The organism is Pseudomonas batumici (assembly GCF_000820515.1).
In the GTDB taxonomy this organism is placed as follows: domain Bacteria; phylum Pseudomonadota; class Gammaproteobacteria; order Pseudomonadales; family Pseudomonadaceae; genus Aquipseudomonas; species Aquipseudomonas batumici.
Genome location: NZ_JXDG01000003.1, coordinates 315,024 through 336,806 on the forward strand (window position 1 = coordinate 315,024; position 21,783 = coordinate 336,806).

The following is a 21,783-nucleotide window of genomic DNA, read 5'->3' on the forward strand; positions in this document are numbered from 1 at the left end:
CGACGCGTCTTTTAACGAGCTTTGAGGTAGAACAGGGATGAAAGAGCAACTGGTTATCGATATTGGGAACCCCATCGTTCGTGATCACCGAGTATTGGGGCGGCAGACGCTGCCCGGATTGGCGTACATCGATGTGCTGTTTCAGGTGTTCCGCGACCAGGGCTACGACTATCGCTCACTCGAATTAATGAATGTGACACTCTATCGGCCGCTGGTCGTTTCCGACCAGGAAGCTTTATTGCTAGAGGTTCAGGCCAGCGACGTGCAACCGGGCTTGTGGAACGTGTCGATCGACGGCAGAGCGCTGCGCAATGGCGAGCCTTGCGAAGAGGTGCAGCGGTACGCGACCGCACAGATGCGGCAGATTGAACCCGTGGAGTTTCATGAAGTCATCGATATGGAGTCGGTAGCGCGCTCTTCGGATCATAAAATGAAGCTGCAGGACCTCTATGCCGGGTATCGGGACGTGGGACTCGTGCATCACGGTTTCATGCAGGCGCAAGGCGAGCTCTGCCTCCTGGACTCGGCGATTTACGTCGACTGCCGGTTGGGCGAAGAGGCGCTGGCGGCTTGCAGGAACCTGATGTTCCATCCGGCACTGATCGACGCTAGCGCCGTTTGCGCCGGTGGAGCATTGGCTTCACTTGAACCGGACCGGGAGCGCCAACTCGCGTTGCCGATTTTCTATGAGTCCTTTCGTGCTGCCGAGTTGTTGCAGCAAAGCTGTGTCGCACGACTGCAGCTGGCGTCGTCGAGGGAGTCGAATGAACTCGGCTACTACACGCTAGAGTTTTTCAATGATGCAGGACGTAAAGTTGCTGAACTGAAGAACTTCGCCAGCAAGTTGGTGCGTGATTCTAGCTTCGCCGATCCCGTACAAGCGGAACGCACGGTGCCGCCAATGCAGACCCGAGATCAAGCCCGCGAGCATTCGCAGAGCGGTGCATATTCCGACATCGAACGTTTCCTGCAAGGCCTGATAGCGGACAAGCTCGGTGTTGCACCTGAGCAGATCGATCGGGATTCCGGGTACTACGAACTGGGGGTGAAGTCGGCGGGGTTACTGGAACTTGTAGATGACATCGAGCAGAAAATTGACGCATCGCTGCCACCGACATTGTTGTTCGAATACGTCACTATCGGGAAGCTTGCGGCGTATCTGGTTGAGCGTTACCCCTCCGAGCTTGCGCTTGGCCTCAAGATCGACGACACCCAGAGAGCGAAGCAGCCAGCAGCGGTAGTCAGCCGTACTACCTCGAGCGATCCCGAGGCTGGCGTCAACGCTCAGCGCACCTTGCTCTCCACTGGTGAGCCGAGCCAAGAAGCGATCGCCATTGTCGGAATGGCTGGGCGTTTCCCGGCGGCGCAAAATGTCGATGAGTTTTGGGATAACCTCAAAGCTGGCAAAGATTGCATTACCGAGATACCCGCGTCTCGCTGGGACTGGCGACGTTTCGACTCGTTGCGATCACCCACCGGTAAGCGTTTGTCCCGTTGGGGTGGTTTTCTCGACGACGTGGACTGCTTTGATGCACAGTTCTTCCGTATTTCACCCCGGGAAGCAGAGAGTCTGGATCCTCAGGAGCGGCTTTTCCTGCAAACCTGCTGGGAAGCCATGGAGGATGCCGGGTATACGCCTGCCGCGCTGAAGGTTAGCAATGGCGCGACCGCTGCCGTGGGTGTATTTGCCGGTGTAATGCACAAAGACTATGCACTGATCGCCAACGAGGCCCAGTCACCTGGGCATCCGGTCATGTTTTCACAGAGCAACGCGGCAATCGCCAATCGCGTTTCCTATTTTTGTGATTTCCATGGACCGAGCCTGACCATCGACACCGTATGTTCGTCCTCTCTGATTGCGGTGCATCTGGCGCTGCAGAGCTTGCGGGCGGGGGAGTGTACGGCGGCCCTGGTAGGGGGGGTGAATCTATCGCTGCACCCTGCGAAGTATCAGGCTTATGGCTCGATGGACATGCACGCCAGCGATGGTCGGTGCCGTACGTTTGGCACTGGCGGAGACGGCTATGTCTCAAGTGAAGCTGTGGCGGCGGTGCTGCTCAAGCCGCTCAGTCGGGCGATCGAGGATGGAGACCAGGTCTATGCGGTGATAAGGGGCAGTGCTACCAATCATGTCGGTGCGGTGAGCGGGTTCACGGTGCCAAGCCCGACGGCGCAGGCCGATCTCATCGCGGCGTGCATGGACGACGCTGGTGTCGAACCGCGCAGCATCAGCTACATCGAGGCGCATGGCACGGGCACGTCGCTCGGCGATCCGATTGAGATCGATGGCCTGTCGAAGGCTTTCGCACGAGGTACGCAGGATAGACAGTTCTGTGCGATCGGTTCAGTCAAGTCCAACATCGGCCATGCCGAATCGGCCGCTGGTGTGTGCGGGCTGATTAAAGTGGCGTTGCAGTTGCACCATCGGACCCTGGTGCCGTCGCTGCACTCGGAGACGCTCAACCCGTTGATCGATTTTGCTCGTACACCTTTCAAGGTGCAACGCACGGTTGGCGTGTGGCAACGCCCGGTGCTGGAAGGCGCCGAGGGTGCTAAGGAGTCTCCGCTAATTGCCGGGCTCAGTTCCTTCGGTGCCAGTGGTTCGAACGCCCATCTGTTGCTGGAAGAGTATTCGCCGCCGGAGCAAGCCCAGTTGCCAGCCACGGATCCGGTGTTGATCGTGCTGTCGGCTAAAAACGCGACACAGATCAAAGCGCAGGCGAAGCGCTTGCGCGACTACCTCCAGGCGCGTGCCGCCTGCGATATAGAGATTCACCGCATGGCCTACACGCTGCAAGTGGGGCGGGTGGCGATGGATCATCGACTGGCGCTGATTGTCAGTGAGAAAGATCAGCTTCTGGCAATGCTGGAAGACTTTATCGACGACCGCCGCAATGACAACGTCTTTATCGGCCAGGTCAAAAAGAACGATGAAGACGCCAAAATGTTCGGGGCGGACGACGATGTCGACGGCCTAATGGATGTTTGGATTGCTAAAAGAAAACTGCAGAAACTGGCGTTGGCGTGGGTACGGGGACTGGCGCCGGACTGGCATGGCCTATACACGAATGCCAGGCCAATCCGTATGTCCTTGCCCACCTATCCGTTCGTGCGCGAGCGCCATTGGCTCGAAGCTCCCGCACGCGATATCGACCGCAAAAACGCAGGGAGCCACCAGGTGTTGCATCCATTGGTGCAACGCAACACGTCGACGTTGAGCGAGCAACGTTTCAGCTCGACGCTCACAGGCGAAGAGTTCTTTTTGTCGGATCACCGGGTCAAGGGGGCGTGCGTACTCCCCGGTGTGGCCTTACTCGAGATGGCGCGAGTGGCTGTGTTGGAGTCGTTGGGGCAAGGCGATGGCGGGCAGACGGGCCTCGAACTGAGGAATGTCGTGTGGCTGCAGCCACTGGTGGTCGGCGCTGTCACGGACGTGCATATCGGTCTGTACGAACAGCAAAGTGGGGACGTTGAATTCGAAATCTATACGTCAACGCGCAACGACGCTCAACCTGAGGCGTCGGTGGTGATTGCTCAGGGGCGAGCGACGCGCACGGCTGCGTCGTTGTCCACGGCACCACTCTCAGCGGATCTGGCCGGGTTACGTTCGCGTTGCCATCGTGCTGTCGACGTTGCGCACTGCTATGAAGCGTTCAGTGCGATGCGAATCGACTACGGGCTGGCTCATCGCGGCTTGACCGATGTAAAAGTCGGGACCGATGCCGAGGGACAGCCATTTGTGCTCGCGCAGGTGGCGCTGCCCGAGTGTGTGAGCGATACCCACGATCACTATGTTTTGCATCCGAGCGTACTGGACAGTGCGCTGCAAGCGGCGATCGGCTTTTCGCTGGGCGACGGCGCAGAAAGGGTTGGCGACGGTTCTGTACCGACTGCATTGCCATTTTCCCTCGGAAAACTGCAGTTGCTTCATCCTTGCCCGGCAACGGCAACGGTGATCGTTCGCCCGAACCTTGGGGCTATTGTCGATGGGTCGGTCGCGGGCGCTCTGCAAAAACTCGATTTCGATATTTGCGATGATATCGGTCGGGTATGTGTCCGCCTGCAGGCTGTGGCTTCTCGGGTATTGAAGGGTGATTTCGGCGCATCGCCAGCGCGTACCCAGCGTAGCGGTGTACTACTTTTCTCTCCCGGTTGGGAGCCAAGGCAGCTTCCCGTCAACGACAGGTCGGTCGACTATGACGAGCAGTGGATATTACTGGCACCGCAGTACCAGTCACACCTGCGTGAGCTTGAGGCCCGGTATCCATCGCTGAACTGGGCCGTACTGCCGGACGACCTCGGCGCATCGGCTGCCCAATGGTGTTCACGCATTGGCGAAGACGTATTCGGGCGCGTGCAAACGCTGTTGCGGAACAAGCCGAAGCGCGCGGTCCTGATGCAGGTTTTGCTGGCGACGGACGGGGTGCATGGGGAAGTCTTCGGCGCATTGAGCGGGCTGCTGAAAAGTGCGCACCACGAAAATGCGAAGTTTTTCGGCCAGCTTGTTGGGTTGCCCTCGACGGTGAGCGTCGAGCACATCGCCGATGTCGTCGTTGGCGATGCCCGGGAAGCCATGAACGGCGACGTCGAGATCCGTTATTTGGGCACCCGACGTGAAGTCGCACGCTTTGAGCAATGGAGCGAATCCACCGGCTCGACACTGACGGACATGCCATGGAAAGACGGCGGTGTGTACCTGTGCACCGGTGGTGCAGGCGGGCTGGGAGTGGTGGTGGCGCGAGAGATTGCGAGCCAGGCTCGAGGTGCCAAGATCATTCTCGCTGGCCGTTCAGCATTGAATGAAGAGCGGTACGCGCAGCTGAAGTCCCTAGGGAACAATGGCTGTGAGATTGAGTATCGGGTCATGGATGTCACTGACGCTGCGGCAGTGGACCAATGCGTGGGTTCATTGATCGAGCAATATGGTCGGCTCAATGGTGTCATAAACAGTGCGGGCTTGATCAAGGATAGCCTCATCATCAGCAAGAGCCGCGAGGACTTCCTTGCGGTGCTGGCGCCCAAGACACTGGGGACGCAGAACCTCGACCACGCGACACAGTCGATCGAGTTGGACTTCATGATTTTGTTCTCGTCCGCCGCTGGTGCGCTTGGGAATGTGGGGCAATGCGACTACGCGATGGCCAACGCGTTCATGGATCGCTACGCGGCCTATCGCAATCGGCTGGTACAGAGTGGTGGCCGTTATGGTCGTACGGTATCGATCAATTGGCCGCTGTGGGCAGAGGGCGGGATGGGCGTGGACGACGCAGCGTACGAAAGGATGCAGCGCCATGGGTTCGACGCATTGTCGACCCGCGATGGCCTTGCCGCGCTGTATCGCGCATGGTCCGCAGATGCGGCACAGGTCATGGTGCTGGCCGGCGATCTCGATCGTCTCGGCGAGCGGGTATCGGCACGCCCGCTTGCCGTCGAAGAACTGGATCGTCCGGCCGGTTCCCCTGGAGCGTCCATCGCGATCGCCTTGCAAGAGTCGGACAAGGCAATCGGGGCGGCGGATAACGTGCTGGAGTGGGTCCTTGAGGCACTGATGCAGGCGATCTCCCGGCAATTGAAGGTGAAAGTGGAGAATGTCGATGTCGATGCCGAGATAAGCGAGTTCGGTTTCGACTCGATCAGCTTGACGACGCTGGGCAACCATTTGAACCGGACTTATGGCCTGGAGCTGAGCCCGACGATCTTTTTCGAATACTCGACAATTCGAGACTTCGCGGTCTATCTGGTCGAGAAACATGGGGAGGCGTTCGTCGGGTTCACGCCACCAGTGCAGACCTCAGGGTCGAAAGAGCAGCCAGTGCCACGTGCGCCGGTACCTGTATCCGTCGATGCTGCTGTGCATCGCCGATCCCGACTCAACGACTTGCCTCATCCAGTGCCACTGCGGCCGCAAGTGCCGGAACCAATTGCAATCGTCGGCATCAGCGGACGTTTCCCGGGGGCACGAGACCTCGACGATTTCTGGACGAATCTTCAGGGCGGCAAGGACTGCATCAGCGAGATTCCGCCCGAGCGCTGGGACTGGCGAGAGATCTACGGCGACCCGCATCGCGAGGCGAACAAAACGAATATCAAGTGGGGCGGCTTCATCGAAGGTGTCGACGAGTTCGATGCGCTCTTCTTTGGCATTTCGCCGAAAGAAGCTGAGGTGATGGACCCCCAGCAACGCCTGTTGATGATGTACGCGTGGAAGGCGATCGAGGACGCAGGCTATGCGCCTCACAGTTTGTCGGGAAGCCGGACCGGTATTTTCGTCGGCACTGCCAGCACCGGCTATGGCGAATTGATCGCACGAGCAAACGTCGCGATCGAAGGTTACAGCTCGACGGGAACGGCTTCATCAATCGGCCCTAACCGGATGAGCTATCTGCTGAATCTCCATGGGCCGAGCGAGCCGATTGAGACCGCCTGCTCAAGCTCCTTGGTGGCGATCCATCGGGCGATTCGCGCGATGCAAAGCGGCGACTGCGATGCAGCATTGGTGGGTGGCGTAAACACGATCATCACTCCGTGGGCACACATCAGCTTCAGCAAGGCGGGAATGCTTTGCGAGGATGGACGTTGCAAGACGTTCTCCAAACAGGCCAACGGTTATGTGCGCGGGGAAGGCGTGGGCATGTTGTTCCTCAAGAAATTGAGCGATGCCGAACGTGATGGCGATCACATCTACGCTTTGATCCGGGGCAGTGCCGAAAATCACGGCGGACGCGCGAATTCACTGACGGCACCGAATCCTAAAGCCCAGGCGCAATTGCTCAAGGCCGCCTATCGCGAAGCTCAGGTCGACCCTCACGCGGTGAGCTATGTGGAGATGCATGGTACCGGCACGCCGCTGGGCGATCCGATCGAGATCAACGGGTTGAAGAGCGCCTTCGCCGATCTGTATACCGAGTGTGCCCCCGATGAAAGTTTGGCCTTGCAGACACGGTGCGGTATCGGGTCGGTGAAGACCAATATTGGCCATCTGGAACTGGCCGCAGGCGTGGCTGGTGTGATCAAGGTCGTCTTGCAACTCCAGCACAAGACGCTTGTGCCGACCTTGCACTGCGACGAACTCAATCCCTATATCCAGTTGGAAGAAAGTCCGTTCTATGTCGTCAACGAGACACAACCCTGGCCGTCGGTGCAGGACAGCCACGGGCGTGCGATGAAAAGAACTGCTGGCGTCAGCTCATTCGGGTTCGGCGGGGCGAACGCCCATGTGATCCTTGAAGAATATGGTGTACCTGAGCAGGTCGAGCGTTCAATGAAGGCCTGGTCTGCGGACCGACCTGCGCTGATCGTACTGTCAGCCCGTGTCGATGCACAGCTGACTGAGCAAGCCAGGCAGTTGTTGGCTTTTATCCATGCTCGCGCCTTTACCGATGCCGATCTCGCGGACATCGCCTACACGTTGCAAGTGGGCAGGAATGCGATGGAGCACCGGCTTGCATTTGCCGTTACATCGATCGAAGAGTTGAAACGCAAGCTCGGTGTCTGCCTGGAGGGCGTGCAGCACAGCGACGGGATTTTTCGAGGCCATGGGAAGAAAAATCGTGAAACGCCTGGCGCGCAGGATGGCGAGGGGGTGTTCGAAGAAACCCTCGATAACGCGACGGAGCACGGCGGTTACGAAAGACTTCTGGAGCGCTGGGTAAACGGCCTTGCTCTTTCTTGGGCGCAATGGCATGCCATCGACGAAGCCAAAGGTGCGACCAGACCGCGGCGAATCAGTTTGCCGAGCTATCCGTTTGCAAAGCGGAGATGCTGGATCGATGTCGAGAGGAAAAACACGTCGCCCGACGCGATGACCACGACCGAGGTTCAGTGGTTGTCGGGTGCGAGCGTTGGCCAACTGCCCCCGCGCCGCGAACGTGTGGAAATGAAACCGCACCGCGTGTCGCTACGTTCGTTATCCAGCTCTGCGATGGCAATGGACGATCATTGGACGGGAGCGTTTGCATACGGCGACGACCAGGTATCGATGCGCTCGATCTCGCTCGAATGTCCGGCCCCCGATGCTGACCACGGTATCCCCGATCAATCCACCTATGCCTCGGATGACGGGGCCAATCGGAACTTCGCTCTCGAAATGGAAGATATGCTCAGAAGAATCGACGCAACGACACTCTCGATGTCGCAGCTGGCCGACTCCGAGGACTCGGTCTTTGCAGGCACAGTGGGCGCTCACACCATCATTGCGCCAGCCTTGGCGAGTGCACCTTCTGCGGACATCGCCGAAGGCGCTGCGAGTCGCGTGCACAAAACCCTGAAACAAACGCTTTCGTCGGTGCTGGGCATCGACATTTTGGAAATCGGTGATGACGACGCGTTCGTCGACTTGGGCCTCGATTCAATTGTGGGTGTTCAGTGGGTCAGGATTATTAACGACCGGTTCGGTATCGACATTGATGCCGTCAGGATCTATGACTACCCCAGTCTCACTGCATTGGTGAATTACGTTACCAGGGAAACCGAACTCGCCAAGAGAGCGCAACGTACGCTTGTGGATGACACTGGTGCTGCGACCGCCCAGGCCGCATCCGATAAGCCGCAGGCCGCCGTGTTCGCTCATCTGACGCAGTCATCCGATGCCAGTACCGAGCCAGCGTTACCGCGCCGTTCTGGCAGGGCCATGAGTCAGGTCAAAGAGGGGTTGCGAAGAACGCTCTCGACGGTATTGGGTCTGGAGCCCGGCGACATCGCAGATGATGACGTTTTTGTTGATATCGGGCTGGATTCGATCATGGCCATTCAATGGGTTCGTGTGATCAACAGTCAGTTCAGCCTTGATCTGGAGGCGGTGCGTGTCTACGACTATCCGACTCTCGACGGCTTGACGGATTACGTGATCAAGGAGTCGGAGCTGGCGACCAGAACGCCGGTTTCGCCCGCCAAGAGTGATCCGGAGCACTCACCCATTCCGAGGGCGAGTGCACGCGAGGCTAAACAGACGCACGGCGATGATGAGAATAGAAGGGGGCATGCCGCAGTCTTCGAGTCAGTGGTCCGCATGCAGGAGATCGAACCCGGCATCGTCCAGATCACCATGGCGGACCGGGAACACAAGAACATGTTTTCCAATGCCTTGATCAGCGGTCTGACACAGGCGTTCGAAGCAATAAGGAACAACGAGACGTACAAAGTCGTGGTGTTGACTGGATACGACACCTATTTCTGTTGCGGCGGCACCAAGGAGAGTTTGCTGGACATTCAGTCCGGCCGCGTGAGTTTTACCGATGCTTCGGTATTCAGTATCCCGCTCGACTGCAAGATTCCAGTGATCGCCGCGTTGCAGGGGCATGCTATCGGTGCCGGTTGGGCGTTGGCGATGTTCAGTGATTTCGTTGTTTTCAGCCAGCAAGGTTGCTACGAAAGCAACTATATGAAGTTTGGCTTCACCCCGGGCGCTGGCGCGACGCTCATATTTCCGGAGAAATTTTCGTCCGGGCTTGCACACGAAATCCTATTCACCGGGCGGCAATTCACCGGTTCGGATCTTGAGCAAAGAGGCATTCCATACCCTGTCGTCCATCGAGATCAGGTGTTGGTGCAGGCAATTGATCTGGCGCGCTCGCTGTGCCAGTCGCCGCGCATCGCACTCATGGAATTGAAGGAGCATACGGCTAACCCCATCCGCGAGAAGTTGCAACGGACCTATGAAAAGGAAGTTGCAATGCATCAAAAAACCTTTGTCGACAACCCGGAAGTACTCGCACGGCTGGACGCGCTGCATGACCATAGAGCGAAATCCGACTCAACGCAGGCCCCGAGCGATGTTTCAACTGTTGCGCTGAACGTCGAGCGTCCATCGGCGCAGGGCAAAGCGCGCGATACGATGCAGAGTCCGGCGTCGACATCTGCTATTGCGATTGTCGGTATGTCCGGCGCATTTGCGAATTCGCGGTCAGTCGATGAGTTTTGGCGCAATCTCCTCGAAGGCAACGAGAGTGTCGACGAAGTGCCCTTGCACCGCTGGCCGGTCGAGAAGTTTTACGACCCGGATCCGCTGGCAATGAAGAAAACGTACAGCAAGTGGATGGGGACGCTGCAGGACGTGGATCGGTTCGACGCGCAGTTCTTCAACATCTCCCGCGCCGAGGCGGAGGTTATCGATCCGCAGCAACGGCTGTTTTTGGAGCACAGTTGGAGCTGTATCGAGGACGCGGGAATTAATCCGCGCAGTTTGTCCGCGAGCCGCTGCGGCGTTTTCGTCGGCTGCGGATCGGGCGACTATGCGGCCTACGCCGATTTTTCGGCCGAAGGCATGATGGGGAACGCGCCATCGATCCTTGCCGCCCGCATTTCCTACTTCCTCAATCTCAAGGGGCCGTGTCTTGCGATTGATACGGCCTGCTCTTCAGCGCTGGTCGCGATCGCCGAGGCGTGCGACAGCCTGCTGCTTGGCAGGAGCGACCTCGCATTGGCGGGTGGCGTCAATGTGCTAACCGGGCCAGGCATGCATATCATGGCCAGCAGGGCCGGAATGCTTTCCAAGCAGGGTCGCTGTTTTACATTCGATGATCGTGCCGACGGGTTTGTGCCGGGGGAGGGCGTCGGCGTGGTCTTGTTGAAACGATACAGCGATGCACTGCGGGACGAAGACATCATTCACGGCGTTATTCGCGGATGGGGTGTAAACCAGGACGGCAAGACCAATGGGATTACTGCTCCCAGCGTCACATCGCAAATCGCGCTCGAGAAAGATGTGTACAAACAATTCTGTATCGATCCGCAAACTATCGGCCTGGTGGAGGCTCACGGGACAGGAACCGGGCTGGGCGACCCGATAGAGGTGCAAGCGCTCACCGAGACGTTCCGCAGTTTCACTGAACGTCAGAACTTCTGTGCGCTGGGCTCGGTGAAAAGCAACATTGGACATCTGCTGGCGGCTGCAGGTATCGCCGGGGTGATTAAGGTTCTTCTGGCAATGCGGCATCAGACGCTGCCGCCGACGATCAATTTCAAGCAACTCAACAGCCGTATCAATCTCGAGGGCAGCCCCTTCTTTATCAATACCGAAGCGTGTGTATGGAATGCAGGTGCAGGAGGCGTGCGCCGCGCAGCAGTCAGTTCTTTTGGGTTCAGTGGCACTAACTCGCATATCGTGATCGACGAGTCCCCTGTCAGGCAAGCAACCACACCGTATGAGCATAACGCCAACCCTGTGTTTATCGTACTTTCCGCAAAAAATGAGGAGCGCTTGAAAGCTCAGGTGAGCCGCCTGCTGGACTGTATCGAAGAGCATTCGTATGACGATGCCTGGCTCGTCGATATTGCCTATACGTTGCAGGTTGGTCGGGATGCGATGGAAAGCCGCCTGGCAGTAATGGCGACGTCGATGCAGGAGCTGGTGGGTGCACTAGGGAATTACCTTGAAGGCAAGGCGGAGCTTGGGGAGATCGAGTTCTGTTTCCAGGGTGAAGTCAAGAAACACAAGGAAGTGATGTCGGTTCTCAATGCCGATGGAGCGTTCAAGCAGACCATCGCCGAATGGCTCGGACAAGGGCGCTACGCTGCACTTCTGGAACTGTGGGTCAAAGGCCTGTCATTTGACTGGACAGCCTTGTATGGCGCCAAGTCGATCTACGGGACACGCAGGCCGAAACGTATCAGCCTGCCCACCTATCCTTTTGCGCGGGAACGTTTTTGGCCGAAGAACGCGCCAGAAATAGCCGTCGGCTATGCATTCGATGATAAACGTGCCGATGGCTCGCCAGACGAGCCCATCGAGCTGCCGGTGCTGGTAAAAGCGGGTGAGCCGGCGAGTCGGGAGAGTGGCAAGTCGCTGGGGATTACCCTGGCGGAGCTGACACCCGTCTCGAACCTCCAGCCGGCGGTCGTGCCGGGGAATGGACACGATGTCGACGCCTTGCGTGTGTCTTTGCGGGAGACGTCTGTGATGCAGCAGGGGCTTGGTGAGACCGCTGTTCAGGTAAACGCTTTGTTGTCTGTTGCTGACTTGCGAATGGAGTTGGCTGAGAGCCTGGCGAAGGTGCTGTACCTGGAAAACGATGACGTCGATATGGACACGGCGTTCAGCGAGTTGGGACTCGATTCTGTGACTGGTGTTGGCTGGATTCGTGAGTTGAATCAGCGCTACGGTACATCGCTAGGGGCCTCGCAGCTCTACGACTATCCCACTATCAAAGTGTTGGCGAGCCATTTGTTGACCCGAGGTTCCCTGCGCTCGCGCGAAGCGTCGGAACCCGCGCAAGCATTGGTGGCAACTCCGCTCGCCACACTTATTCAGCCTGTCGAATGCAACGAGCGGGTCATCAGCACAGCCATAACGACATTGGAGACTCTGGCACCTTTGCCACCTTTGGCACCCAAGCCTGCATCACCACCTGAAGAGTCGGTCCCCGGCACGCAGCAAGTGCTTCTGGATGGCATCGCGGTGATCGGTCTGTCGGGTGCATTCCCCAAGGCGCGTAATGCGCAGGTGTTCTGGGAGAACCTGGCGCAGGGGTTGGATTGTGTGTCGGAAATTCCATCGAGCCGCTGGTCGATCGAGGAGCATTACGACCCGAACCCTGAAGCCGTGGGCAAGACGTATTGCAAGTGGATGGGATGTCTGGAAGAAGCGGACCGGTTCGATCCGTTGTTTTTCAACATTTCACCGGCAGAAGCGATTTCCATGGATCCGCAGCAGCGTCTGTTTCTGGAGCACAGCTGGAGCTGCATCGAGAACGCCGGGATCGATCCGCAGAGTCTGTCGGGCAGCCGGTGTGGGGTATACGCGGGTTGCGGGCCGGGTGACTACGGGTACACGCCGGGGGGCAGCGGCCTGACGGCACAGGTGCTGACGGGCAACTCATCGTCGATTCTGTCGGCGCGGATCTCTTACTTTCTGAACTTGAGAGGGCCGTGCGTGGCGCTTGACACTGCGTGCTCGTCGTCCCTGGTGGCGATCGCGCTGGCGTGCGACAGCCTGGTGGGCGGCAGTTGCGATGTGGCACTTGCCGGTGGTGTCTGTGTGCTGACCGGGCCGAGCTTGCACATCATGACGAGCAGGGCGCGCATGTTATCGCCGCAAGGCCGTAGCTTCGCCTTCGATGCTCGGGCGGATGGTTTCGTCCCGGGTGAGGGCGTGGGTGTGTTGCTGCTCAAGCGTTTCGCGGACGCAGTACGAGACGGTGATCAAATCCAGGGCGTGGTACGCGGCTGGGGCGTGAATCACGACGGGAAGACCAACGGGATGACGGCGCCGAGTGCCAATTCCCAAGCCAGCCTGGAGAAGGACGTGTACGCGCGGTTCGAAATCGATCCGGCAACGATCACGCTGGTCGAGGCGCACGGTACCGGCACGAAGCTGGGTGACCCCATCGAGGTGGAGGCACTGACGGCCTCGTTCCAGGCCTACACGCAGCAACGTCATTACTGTGCGCTGGGCTCGGTGAAGAGCAATATCGGCCATCTGCTGGCGGCGGCGGGGGTCAGCGGGGTGATCAAGGCATTGCTGGCGTTGCAGCACCGGATGCTGCCCCCGACCATCCAGTACCAATCGCTGAATGAGCACGTGATGCTCGACGGTGGACCGTTCTATATCAATGAGGCGCTCAAGCCCTGGTCGTTGGAGGGCAGCGGTTCACGACGTGCCGCGGTGAGTTCGTTCGGGTTCAGCGGTACCAATGCGCACGTGGTACTTGAAGAGTACGCGGCGCGGCGCGGCGGGCCGACGACGGAGCCGGTCACAGTTGAACGCCCGGGATTGATCGTCTTGTCTGCCAGGAGCGATGAACGCCTGAAGGCGCAGGCGCTACAGTTGCTGGATCACCTGCAGGCGCAACCGCGCAGCGGTGCTGACCTGGCGGACATCGCCTATACCTTGCAGACCGGTCGGGAGGGCATGGAGTACCGGGCGGCGGTGATGGCGCGAACGCCGGAGCAGGTTGTCGCTGCGCTGAACGATTTCATTGCGGACAAGCGCAGTGTCGATGTACAGGTTGGGCGCGTGCAGAAGACGAAGGAGGCCGGCTGGTTATTTGAAGGCGATGAGGATGTCGGCACGCTGATCGAGGCTTGGATCAGCAAGAACCGATTGAAGAAGTTGGCCGAGGCGTGGGTGCGCGGGCTGGATATCGACTGGAACCGGCTGTACCCGTCCACTCGCCCAAAACGGGTTTCGTTGCCCACTTACCCATTCCTCAGAGAGCGGTATTGGCTGCAGGGCGAACGCAAGGGGCCTACTGCAACCTCCGCAGGCATCACAACGGGTTTTGCCGACAAGCTGCGAGGTATTGCATTGCAAAACCTGTCACAACACGCCGACCTAGCGCAAGTCGAGCATCATGGGCCGGCATCGGCGCGAGTGCTGTTGACCGAGGAGCCGATATCCAGAGCAAATGCTGCCGCTTCTCCAACGCCGCAGATGGTTGATGAACCGAGCGTTCAGGAAAGGCAATCGGATACCGATCTCTCAAAGCTGGAGGCAGAGCTCTGTGAAATGCTCAGCAGCACCTTGTTTATGCCGGTGACCGCTGCTGACTGTGAGAAGCCATTTTCTGAACTGGGCGTGGATTCGATCATCGGGCTGGAGTGGATTCAGGCTGTCAATCGCCGATATCAGACCTCGCTTACCGCATCGATGCTTTATCAGCATGCCACTCTCAAGCGCTTCACTCTGTTCCTGGCGGAGCAGAGTTCGGTCATCGGTGAGGCGCCGATGCTGAATCGTGATACTGGGGCTAATGCAATGCCGCCAACCGAGTCTCGCCTGGCAAGCGGTGCTGTGTCCGATCTGCAGGGTAGTCATGCATACGGCGAATATGACGATCGCACTGTACGTTGCATCAGGCCCTCTGATAGCGCGACGTCACGGCTGCTGCTGTTTTTCTGCCTCGCTCATGGCGAAGGGAGCTATCAGTGGGTCAATCAGTTGCCATCAGAGATTGAGGTGTGGAGCGTCGGAACGACCGTGCACACCCATTGGGATGAGATGGTCGAGTTTCTTGCACAAAGTGTTCATGAGTTATTCGACAAACCGGTGGTGGCATGGGGGCACTGCATGGGGGGCGTTTGCGCGTTCGACGTGCTGTCCTACCTGGAACAACATTATTCATTGAAGGCAAAAACCGCTGTGCTATCATCCAGTTGCACGCCGGATCTGTTTGAGTCTCTCAAGTGTTTTCCACCGTTTAGCGAGTTTGATTCTTCAATGTCGGATGAAAAAATCGAACAGACATTAGTCGATAAAAAATTGGTATTCCCCAAATCATGGGGCATGAAAATTATTTCTCCATCGGCTATTCGAAATGATATTGAATTGATTAAAACCTATCGCTATAATCAGGCTAAAATAGTCTCTGCGCCTCTCAGGGTCGTTAAAGCAAAAAATGACATTTTGATGGCGGATCCATTGTTGTTTTCCCGTTGGGGGGAGATGACAACGGAAGAGTGCCTTTATGAAGAGGTCGACGGAACGCATTTGTTCTTTATCAGTCCGTTACAGGGTTTTATCGACATCGTTGTAGCGGCATGTACAGATTGAGATGAAGCATGAGTAAATATAGCGCGTCGTCACGTTGATGCCGTTATGGCGCGCTAATGCATTCGATGTTTAATCTAAGGACTGGTCGGGGAGGTATTGTGCCCGGACATATTGTAAATAGGGATGCTTATGACAAGGGAAGGACTCATCAAACTCATAGGGAAGACGGCACAAGAAATACTTCCCGATATCGAAGATCATCAATTTTCCGGCTCTGATCGGTTGATAGACCTGGGCGCGAATTCGGTGGATCGTGCTGAAATCGTGATGCTGGTTCAGGAGGCGCTTCAATTATCGATTCCACGCGTGGAGCTCTTCGGCCCCAAGAATATTGGCGAGCTGGCTGATTTGTTCTGGGGCAAAATGAATGCGTCGTGAACTGGTCGCTACCGGCATAGGCGTGATCTCTGCTATCGGGCAAGGCAAGACGACATTCGTCAATGCATTGCTCGAAGGTGTGAGCGCTTTTGACGTCATGCGGCGGCCGGGGCGGCAGTATGAGTCCGCCTACCTGGGGGCGGAAATTCGGGAGATCGAGTTTCCGTCCAGTATTCCAAAACAGGTGCAGCGGGCGGCATCGCTATCTGCGCAAGCTGCGTTGGTCGTGCTACAGGAGGCTTGGGACGAGGCCAGGCTATCCGAAGTAGACCCATGTCGGATCGGCTTGATCGTAGGCGGCTCGAATGTGCAACAGCGCGAATTGATACTCCTGCATGACAGGTATCGTGATAATCCAGAATTTCTGAAACCTACCTACGCGCTGTCATTCATGGACTCGGATCTTTGCGGCTTTTGCACGGCGCAGTTCGGCATTCGTGGTCTCTCGCACACGGTGGGTGGCGCGTCGGCGAGCGGGCAACTTGCGCTCATCCAGGCATCGCAGGCGGTCCTTGCCGATCAGGTCGATGTCTGTATTGCGCTAGGCGGACTGATGGATCTGTCGTTCTGGGAGTGTCAGGCGTTTCGTTCGCTCGGGGCAATGGGCTCTGATCGCTACGCGCATGAGCCCGCTCTGGCGTGCCGTCCATTCGATCTGGATCACGATGGGTTCGTGTTCGGCGAATGTTCTGGTGCCGTGGTCATCGAGTCCAGAGCCTCCAGCGAGCGTCGTGGTGTGAAAGCCTATGCCGTCTTGCGGGGGTGGGGAGCCGAAATGGACTGCAATCGCAATCCTGACCCTTCTTTGGAGGGGGAGATGGCGGCCATTCAGAGCGCCCTGCAGGCGGCAGATTGGGCAGCGGAAAAGGTCGACTATATTAATCCGCACGGTACCGGCTCTATTGTCGGCGATGAAACCGAACTCAAGGCATTACATGCTTGCGGCTTGAGTGGCGCATACCTGAATGCGACGAAATCATTGATCGGGCATGGTTTGAGTGCTGCCGGGTTAGTGGAAGTTATTGCAACTTTGCTGCAAATGGAATTTGCTCGATTGCATCCAACGCTAAACTTGGATAATCCCATTGATTCTTCATTTAACTGGGTGAGGCATAGAGCGTTTGATCATCAAATCGAGCAGGCGCTGACCTTGAGTATGGGGTTTGGGGGAATAAATACAGCGCTGTGTTGGCAACGGAGCCGATAAATACACACGATTCTTCTGGAGTGCAATGGAATGTCCTTAGTCGGAATTGAAGCAATGAATGTGTTTGGTGGCACAACGTACCTCGATGTCGCTGAGTTGGCCCGTCATCGTCAGTTGGACAGTGCGCGATTCGCAAATTTGCTGATGAAAGAAAAAGCAGTGGCGCTGCCTTATGAAGATCCTGTCACGTTTGGTGTGAATGCCGCGAAACCTATTATCGATGCAATGTCGCCGGCGGAAAGAGATCGTATCGAACTGCTGATTACTTGTACGGAGTCGGGTATCGATTTTGGGAAGTCGATGAGTACCTACATTCATCATTACCTGGGTTTGAATCGTAACTGCCGACTGTTCGAACTTAAGCAGGCTTGTTATTCGGGAACCGCAGGTTTCCAAATGGCAATCAATTTCATACTTTCACAGGTATCGCCCGGCGCCAAGGCATTGATCGTTGCCACGGACATTTCGCGATTTCTGGCATCCGAGGCCGGCAGTGAACTGACCGAGGACTGGTCTTTCGCTGAACCGAGCGCAGGGGCAGGAGCGGTGGCACTGCTCGTCAGCGATCAGCCTCACGTATTCCAGGTGGACGTCGGTGCAAATGGCTATTACGGGTACGAGGTTATGGATACTTGTCGCCCTATGCCGGACAGTGAGGCGGGGGATGCCGACCTCTCACTGCTGTCTTACCTGGACTGCTGCGAAAACGCCTACCTGGAATACACCAAGCGGGTGACCAACGCGCATTATCGCGATTCTTTCCAATACCTGACCTTCCATACGCCGTTTGGCGGCATGGTTAAGGGTGCGCATCGCACCATGATGCGTAAGCTGTTGCAGGCCAAAACTGCAGAAATCGAAGAGGATTTCCAGCGTCGAGTGATGTCCGGGATGACGTACTGTCAGCGTGTGGGCAACATCATGGGGGCGACTTCGTTTCTGTCACTCGCCAGCACCATCGATAATGGTCAGTTTACCGCGCCGCGCCGAATCGGTTGCTTCTCCTATGGCTCGGGATGCTGTTCGGAATTCTATAGTGGGGTCGTCACTCCCGACAGCCAGGTGCGGCAACGGCGCTTCGCGATCAAAGAACATTTGAATGGGCGATATCGTCTATCGATGGCGGAGTATGAGTCGATTATTCAAGCCAGCAACGCGGTTAAATTTGGCTCGCGCAACGTTGAACTGGACAAGAGTTTCATCGGCGAAGCCTACGAGTCGTGTCGTGGTAAAGGGCAGTTGTTTTTGCGTGAAATCAAGGAGTTTCACCGCCAGTACGAGTGGCTATCGTGAGTTATCAAACCATCAAGGTTCGCTTCGAGGAGTCGATCTGCTTCTTGCAATTGGACCGGCTGGAAAGTGCCAACGCGATCAACGGCCAACTTGTCGCAGAGTGCAGCGAAGTCTTATCGATCTGCCAAGAGGCCGCCACTGTCGTGGTCCTGAGTGGTTCGCCCGAAGCGTTCTGCGTCGGTGCTGATTTCGGGGCTTTGGCAGACCCGGCGACAGACTCGTACGGCGCCTACAACGGCCCTGGACCACTCTACGATTTATGGCTCAAGTTGGCCACAGGTCCGTATGTGACTGTCGCGCATGTGCGCGGCAAGGCAAATGCTGGAGGGATCGGGTTTGTCGCTGCGTGCGATATCGTTCTTGCGGATGCGACGGCGCAATTCAGTTTGTCGGAGCTGCTATTCGGACTGTATCCCGCCTGCGTACTGCCGTTTCTGATACGCCGTATCAGCCATCAACGAGCGCATTATTTGACGTTGATGACCCACCCAATCTCGGCGGAACAGGCGTTTACATGGGGTTTGGTGGATGCGCTGGAGTCGGATAGCGAAGCGTTGCTTCGGCGTCATTTGCTGAGGTTGCGACGCCTGTCGAAGGTCGCGGTAACGCGCTACAAAGACTACATGAGCACAATCGGAGTGCCCCTGGCGGGCCTGAAGTCATCCGCCATTGCCGGTAACCTCGAAGTCTTTTCCGACCCGGCCAACTTGAAGGCAATCATTCGCTATGTCGAAAGCGGGGTATTTCCGTGGGAGAAGTTTTGAACAGATCTGACGTCGTTCAGTTTTCGGAAGTCGAGCCCGGCATCATTCAAATCACGATGCAGGATCGCGAGAACAAGAACACGTTTTCCAGAGAACTGGTCAAGGGGCTGATAAATGCCTTTCGTCATATCCGGGAGAGCGAACGATATCGGGTCGTTGTCTTGACAGGCTATGACACTTACTTTTGCTCCGGCGGTACAAAAGAGGGACTGCTGATGCTGCATGAAGGGCAGGGCAAGTTTACTGACATGAATATCTATAGTGTTCCGCTGGAGTGCGAAATCCCGGTGATTTCGGCGATGCAGGGTCATGGCATTGGCGGGGGATTTGTATTCGGTCTGTTTGCTGATTGTGTGGTGTTGAGTCGAGAGAGCGTTTACACGACCAATTTCATGAAGTACGGCTTTACACCCGGCATGGGGGCGACCTATGTACTACCCGAGAAGCTGGGACTTGGACTCGCTGAGGAAATGCTGCTGAGCGCACGCACTTATCGCGGAGCTGATCTTGAGAAACGCGGTGTCCCATTTCCGGTTCTGCCACGGGCAGAAGTACTGGAATATGCCCTGCAACTGGCACGTGATCTGGCCGAGAAACCACGTATTTCGCTGGTGACGCTCAAGAGCCATCTTGTTGCCGAAATGCGCGCCCGGTTACCGACTATCGTAGAGCAGGAAATCGCGATGCATGACAAGACATTCCATCAGCCTGAGGTAAAGGCGCGTATTGAAAATGTGTTCGGCAATTAGGCGGCTTAATTTATACATTGTGCCGTTTGAGTACTTGCAAAGATGCGCTAGCAAGGTAGTGCGCAGTAAGTTCGTTAATTCGCCTTGACGGTGAACGTCGAGCTAACCAGGAGGGTAGTTGCGCGATGAAGAGAAATTATATTGGATTGGCTTGCACGGGGCATGATAATGCGCTGGCCGTTGTAAATAGTCGCGGCGAAATAGTTTTTGCCGAGGCGACAGAGAGATTTCTTCAGAATAAGAGATCTTATAACTGTATACCGGACAATCCAGTCTTGATTGGAAAAATCATCAAGCAATATTGCGAGGCGGATGCAGAGATCGTGATTGCGAAGTCATGGAGTGAGGACGCTGCCGAAATCCTGGAGCAAGAACGCGCAAAGGCCGGTGAACGACTGAATCTTGACTATCGCCCTTACTCTTCAGGATTCATAAAATATGACATCGGTGCCTATCAATATGTGCTCAAGTCAGTCACTGATAGTATTCAAAGCTCCGGTGTAAATCTCAAGTTTTATTGTGAGGCAGTCCTTGGAAAGAAAACCGAGTTTCGCTCATTCAATCATCATCTGACCCACGCGGCTACGGCCTGCTATACCAGCCCCTATTCTACGGCTGCCTGTATCGTTGTCGATGGCATGGGAGAGGGTATTAGTGTTAGTTGCTATTCATATCGTGATAACAAGATCGAAGAATTGAAGTTTCCGTCTCAATCAATGCTGGGTAATCTGGCAAAAAGTCTCGGGTTCTTTTATTCACATCTTTGTGGGTGGTGCGGGTTCGATCCATGGGCCGGTGAGGAATGGAAAGTCATGGGGCTGGCGCCCTATGGAAAGTTCGATCAGGCTATTTATGAGATTCTTCGCGAGCGGATCGCCGTCGACAACGTTGATGTTTACTGTCCCGATCCCGACTGGGCGTCGGCATCGAAGCTGCTGAAGTATATCCGTACGCCGGATATGCCTAGCCTCGCCGCAGCGGACCTGGCGCATACGGGGCAGGTGGTATTTTCTGAAGTGATGACGTCTCTGTTGAATAACCTCTACGATCTGGGTATTTCAGAAAATCTCGTCTTTGGTGGTGGCTGTGCACTTAACTCCTCTTATAACGGAAAAATTTTGGAGTCTACAAAGTTCAAGAGTGTGCATGTGTTTTCTGCTCCGGGCGATGATGGAAATGCGGTAGGAGCGGCACTGTTGGCTTATGAGCAGGATAATCCACAACCCGCTCGCAATCGTTCCCTGGCTTCGCCTTATTTAGGATCAACCATCTCCAGGTCATCCTTGGAAAATCTTGTGAAATATGGAGGCGTCACCAATCTCCAGCACCGACCCGATGATGTTTGCGAAAGAGTGGCTCAACTGTTGAGTCAGGGGAAGATTGTCGGTTGGGTGCAGGGCCGTGCAGAGTTTGGGCCGCGTTCATTGGGAAACAGGTCTATTCTGGCGGACCCTCGACGCAGCGACATGAAAAACAGTATCAATTCGCGCGTTAAGTTTCGCGAAGAATTTCGTCCTTTCGCACCCTCGGTTCTAGAGGAGTATGGAGATGAATACTTTATAAATTATCAGGACTCTCCTTATATGGAGAGAACGCTGAAATTTCGGGAGGGAGTCCGAGGAAAAGTTCCAGCCGTCGTCCATGTTGATGGCACAGGAAGATTGCAAAGCGTGAAAAAAAAATGGAATAACCGGTTTTACCGGCTTATTGAGGAGTTCCACAGGTTGACGGATGTTCCGATGGTCCTGAATACGAGTCTCAATGTTATGGGTAAACCCATCATTCACTCGGTAGAAGATGCGCTGGCGGTTTTTTATACTAGCGGGCTGGATGTTCTGGTGATTGAAGATTACGTAATAGAAAAAAGCTATTAAGTTCGGGTTGCACAGTTTTTGTGCGGTGCGA

7 protein-coding genes are annotated in these 21,783 nt (G+C 56.3%); all 7 read left to right on the forward strand.

Features of this window, described 5'->3' with window-relative positions:
• Positions 1-37: 37 nt before the first annotated feature.
• Entirely contained in the window at positions 38-15,487 is a 15,450-nt protein-coding gene (locus UCMB321_RS30545; RefSeq protein WP_052451044.1) for an SDR family NAD(P)-dependent oxidoreductase, read from the forward strand.
• Positions 15,488-15,616: 129 nt separating this feature from the next.
• Entirely contained in the window at positions 15,617-15,865 is a 249-nt protein-coding gene (locus tag UCMB321_RS01865; RefSeq protein WP_040063574.1) for an acyl carrier protein, read from the forward strand.
• Complete coding sequence (locus tag UCMB321_RS01870) at positions 15,855-17,072, forward strand: beta-ketoacyl synthase N-terminal-like domain-containing protein (protein WP_040063402.1); 1,218 nt, start codon at positions 15,855-15,857, stop codon at positions 17,070-17,072. Before UCMB321_RS01865 ends, UCMB321_RS01870 begins: the two co-directional genes overlap by 11 nt.
• Positions 17,073-17,102: 30 nt before the next feature.
• Positions 17,103-18,365 (forward strand): hydroxymethylglutaryl-CoA synthase family protein, encoded by a 1,263-nt coding sequence (locus UCMB321_RS01875; protein ID WP_040063403.1) that lies wholly within the window; start codon positions 17,103-17,105, stop codon positions 18,363-18,365.
• Positions 18,362-19,129, forward strand: coding sequence for an enoyl-CoA hydratase/isomerase (locus UCMB321_RS01880; RefSeq protein ID WP_040063576.1), 768 nt, complete (start codon positions 18,362-18,364; stop codon positions 19,127-19,129). Before UCMB321_RS01875 ends, UCMB321_RS01880 begins: the two co-directional genes overlap by 4 nt.
• Positions 19,126-19,878, forward strand: coding sequence for a polyketide synthase (locus UCMB321_RS01885; protein ID WP_040063404.1), 753 nt, complete (start codon positions 19,126-19,128; stop codon positions 19,876-19,878). The genes UCMB321_RS01880 and UCMB321_RS01885 overlap by 4 nt, the downstream gene beginning before the upstream one ends.
• Before the next feature lie 125 nt (positions 19,879-20,003).
• Positions 20,004-21,752: a carbamoyltransferase family protein gene (locus UCMB321_RS01890; RefSeq protein WP_040063405.1), complete on the forward strand. Its 1,749-nt coding sequence runs from the start codon at positions 20,004-20,006 to the stop codon at positions 21,750-21,752.
• The last annotated feature ends 31 nt before the right edge of the window (positions 21,753-21,783 follow it).